Genomic DNA, 3,349 nt, shown 5'->3' on the forward strand with positions numbered 1-3,349 from the left:
GCGAAGTAGTCGGCCATGTTGTAGCCGCAGAACGGCAGCATGGCGAACGGATCGCGGCGCACGATGCCCTGCTGGCCAGCGGCGGCGGCCGTCGTTTCCGAGCCCATGGTGGCGGCCATATAGACGCCCTCGGTCCAGTCACGGGCTTCGGTCACCAGCGGCACCGTGGTCGAGCGGCGGCCACCGAAGATGAACGCGTCGATCGGCACGCCAGCCGGGTTGTCCCACTCCGGATCGATCGACGGGCACTGCGCGGCCGGCGCCGTGAAGCGCGAGTTCGGGTGCGCGGCCTTGCGGCCGGTCTCCTTCGCAATCGCCGGGGTCCAGTCCTGGCCCTGCCAGTCGGTCAGGTGCGCGGGCGGCGTATCGGTCATGCCTTCCCACCACACGTCGCCGTCGTCGGTCAGCGCAACGTTGGTGAAGATGACGTTCTCCTTGAGCGTCGCCATCGCGTTGAAGTTGGTCTTCTCGCCCGTGCCCGGCGCCACGCCGAAGAAGCCGGCTTCCGGGTTGATGGCGTACAGGCGGGTCTGGCCGTCGGCGTCCTGGCGGGGCTTGATCCAGGCGATGTCGTCGCCGATGGTGGTGATCTTCCAGCCGTTGAGGCCAGCCGGCGGGATCAGCATCGCGAAGTTGGTCTTGCCGCACGCCGACGGGAAGGCCGCCGCCACGTGGTAAGTCTTGCCCGCGGGCGAGGTCACGCCCAGGATCAGCATGTGCTCGGCCAGCCAGCCCTGGTCGCGGCCCATCGTGGAGGCGATGCGCAGCGCGAAGCACTTCTTGCCCAGCAGCGCGTTGCCGCCGTAGCCCGAGCCGAACGACCAGATCTCGCGCGACTCGGGAAAGTGCACGATGTACTTGGTCGGGTTGCACGGCCACGGCACGTCCTGCTCGCCGGCGGCCAGCGGCTTGCCCACCGTGTGCACGCACGGCACGAACTCGCCGTCGGTGCCCAGCACGTCATACACGGCGCGGCCCATGCGGGTCATGATGCGCATGTTGACGGCCACGTACGGGCTGTCGGACAGCTCCACGCCGATGTGCGCGATCGGCGAGCCCAGCGGGCCCATCGAGAACGGCACCACGTACAGCGTGCGGCCGCGCATGCAGCCGTCGAACAGACCGTGCAGCGTCTGGCGCATCTCGGCCGGGGCGACCCAGTTGTTGGTGGGGCCAGCGTCTTCCTTGTTCTGCGAGCAGATGAAGGTGCGGTCTTCCACACGCGCCACGTCCGAGGGGTCGGACAGCGCCAGGTACGAATTCTTGCGCTTGGCCGGGTTGAGCTGCTTCATGGTGCCGGCGGCGACCATCTCGGCGCACAGGCGGTCGTATTCTGCTTGCGAGCCGTCGCACCAGACGACGCGCTCGGGCTTGACCAGCGCGGCGATCTCGCCGACCCACGCCACCAGGCGCGGGTGTTTCACGTAATCGGGCACGTTCAATGCGGGCACGCCCTGCATCACGGGTTGGTTCATACCAAAACTCCAATGGGAAGTGAAAAGGAAAGCGGCGGCAGATCAACACGGCGGTCAGGACCCGGGCATGCTCCCGCAGGGTGGAAAGCGATCGACAGCCCAGCGCAGGCGGGCCGGATCAGCGGTTTCCAGGGGGCGATGCTAGGCAGGCGGGAGGACAGGGGCCGTGCTGATTTCACATTCAGTTACAAAGCGGGGTGCTGCCGAAAAGCAGGTTTTCCCGGCAGCGAAGGCCGCGTACGCTAAAGTGACGGCACACTAAGAATTAGGACTCGTCACAAGCGTGGCTGCGCAAAGCGCGTGCCCGCGGCGGGCAATTCCGAACGTCGCCACCGAATGTTGCCAACAATGGTCGGACGACGAGGGATGGGAAGAATACCACCGCGAGGGATCGCTGTTTTTTGCTGCGCACCATTGTTCGAAGTGAGATGTCGATGAAGATTGCCGTACTGGACGACTACCAAGACGCCGTTCGCAAGCTGGAGTGCTTCAGCCTGCTGCAAGACCACGAAGTCAAAGTGTTCAACAACACCGTCAAAGGCGTGGGGCAATTGGCCGCACGTGTGGCGGATGTCGAAGCCATCGTGCTGATCCGGGAGCGCACGCGGGTGACGCGTCAGCTGCTCGATCGCCTGCCCAAGCTCAAGATCATCAGCCAGACCGGGCGCGTCTCGCGCGAGGCCGGCAGCCACATCGACCTGGATGCCTGTACCGACAAGGGCGTGGTGGTGCTGGAGGGCAAGGGTTCGCCGGTGGCGCCGGCCGAGTTGACCTGGGCGCTGGTGATGGCCGCGCAGCGCCGCATTCCGCAGTACGTCGCCAGCCTCAAGCACGGCGCGTGGCAGCAGTCGGGGCTGAAGTCGACCACCATGCCGCCGAACTTCGGCATCGGCCGCGTGCTCAAGGGCCAGACGCTGGGCCTCTTCGGCTACGGCAAGATCGGCCAGCTGGTGGCCGGCTACGGCCGCGCCTTCGGCATGAACGTGGTGGTGTGGGGCCGTGAGGGCTCGCAGGAACGCGCCCGCGCCGACGGCTTTGCCGTGGCGGAGTCGAAGGAGGCGCTGTTCGAGCAGGCCGACGTGCTGTCCGTGCACCTGCGCCTGAATGACGAGACGCGCGGCATCATCACCGTGGCAGACCTCACGCGCATGAAGCCGACGGCGCTGTTCGTCAACACCAGCCGCGCCGAGCTGGTGGAAGAGAACGGTCTGGTGACGTCGCTGAACCGCGGCCGCCCGGGCATGGCCGCCATCGACGTGTTCGAGACCGAGCCGATCCTGCAGGGCCATACGCTGCTGCGCATGGAGAACTGCATCTGCACGCCGCACATCGGCTATGTGGAGCGCGAGAGCTACGAGATGTACTTCAGCATCGCGTTCCAGAACATCCTCGAGGTGCTGCAGGGCAACGTCGACAGCGTGGTCAACCCGACTGCGTTGGCGCCGGCGCTGATCCGCGCCTGACGCCCGCCGGCACGTTCAAGCCGCCGCGCGCACCGGCGGCTCGGGGGTGCTCACATTGGCGCCCGCGCCGTCAAAGCGGAAACTGTCCATCGCCAGCGAACCATAGGTGACGGTATCGACCACATGCTGGGCCTGCACGCCGCCCGGCGTCGCTTGGCCCGGCTGGCCCATTGCGGCGCCCAGCGCCACGTACAGCGGCATCAGGTGTTCGTCGGTTGGATGGGCGTGGGCGGCGTGCGGCGCTTGCGCGCGGTAATCGCAGAAGGTGGCGAAATCGCCACTGCGGATGCCTTCGGTCATCGCGTCCAGCATCCATTCGCGGAACGCTTCCACCCACGGCTCGACCGGCACGCCATGCTGCGCCATGCCGGGGCCGCGCATCAGCGCGCGCAGGTTGTGCGTGAAGCTGCC

2 protein-coding genes and 1 pseudogene are annotated in these 3,349 nt (G+C 66.9%); 1 reads left to right on the top strand and 2 read right to left on the bottom strand.

Annotated features, from left to right (window positions below):
* The coding region (locus QZ609_RS25605; RefSeq protein ID WP_295501048.1) for a phosphoenolpyruvate carboxykinase (GTP) at positions 1-1,475 on the bottom strand (1,475 nt) is incomplete at its 3' end.
* A 434-nt stretch (positions 1,476-1,909) separates the two neighbouring features.
* Between QZ609_RS25605 and QZ609_RS25610 the strand changes: the two genes are divergently transcribed.
* Positions 1,910-2,938 (top strand): D-2-hydroxyacid dehydrogenase family protein, encoded by a 1,029-nt coding sequence (locus QZ609_RS25610; RefSeq protein ID WP_295501051.1) that lies wholly within the window; start codon positions 1,910-1,912, stop codon positions 2,936-2,938.
* Between the two features lie 15 nt (positions 2,939-2,953).
* Here QZ609_RS25610 and QZ609_RS25615 read toward each other — a convergent pair.
* Positions 2,954-3,349, bottom strand: a pseudogene (locus tag QZ609_RS25615) (dioxygenase); the annotation flags it as partial.

The sequence above is a fragment of the uncultured Ralstonia sp. genome, from assembly GCA_913056305.1.
In the GTDB taxonomy this organism is placed as follows: Bacteria; Pseudomonadota; Gammaproteobacteria; order Burkholderiales; family Burkholderiaceae; genus Ralstonia.

Coding starts and splice junctions, on each gene's coding strand:
- QZ609_RS25610 (WP_295501051.1), top strand. CDS start 1,910: ATGAAGATTGCCGTACTGGACGACTACCAAGACGCCGTTCGCAAGCTG.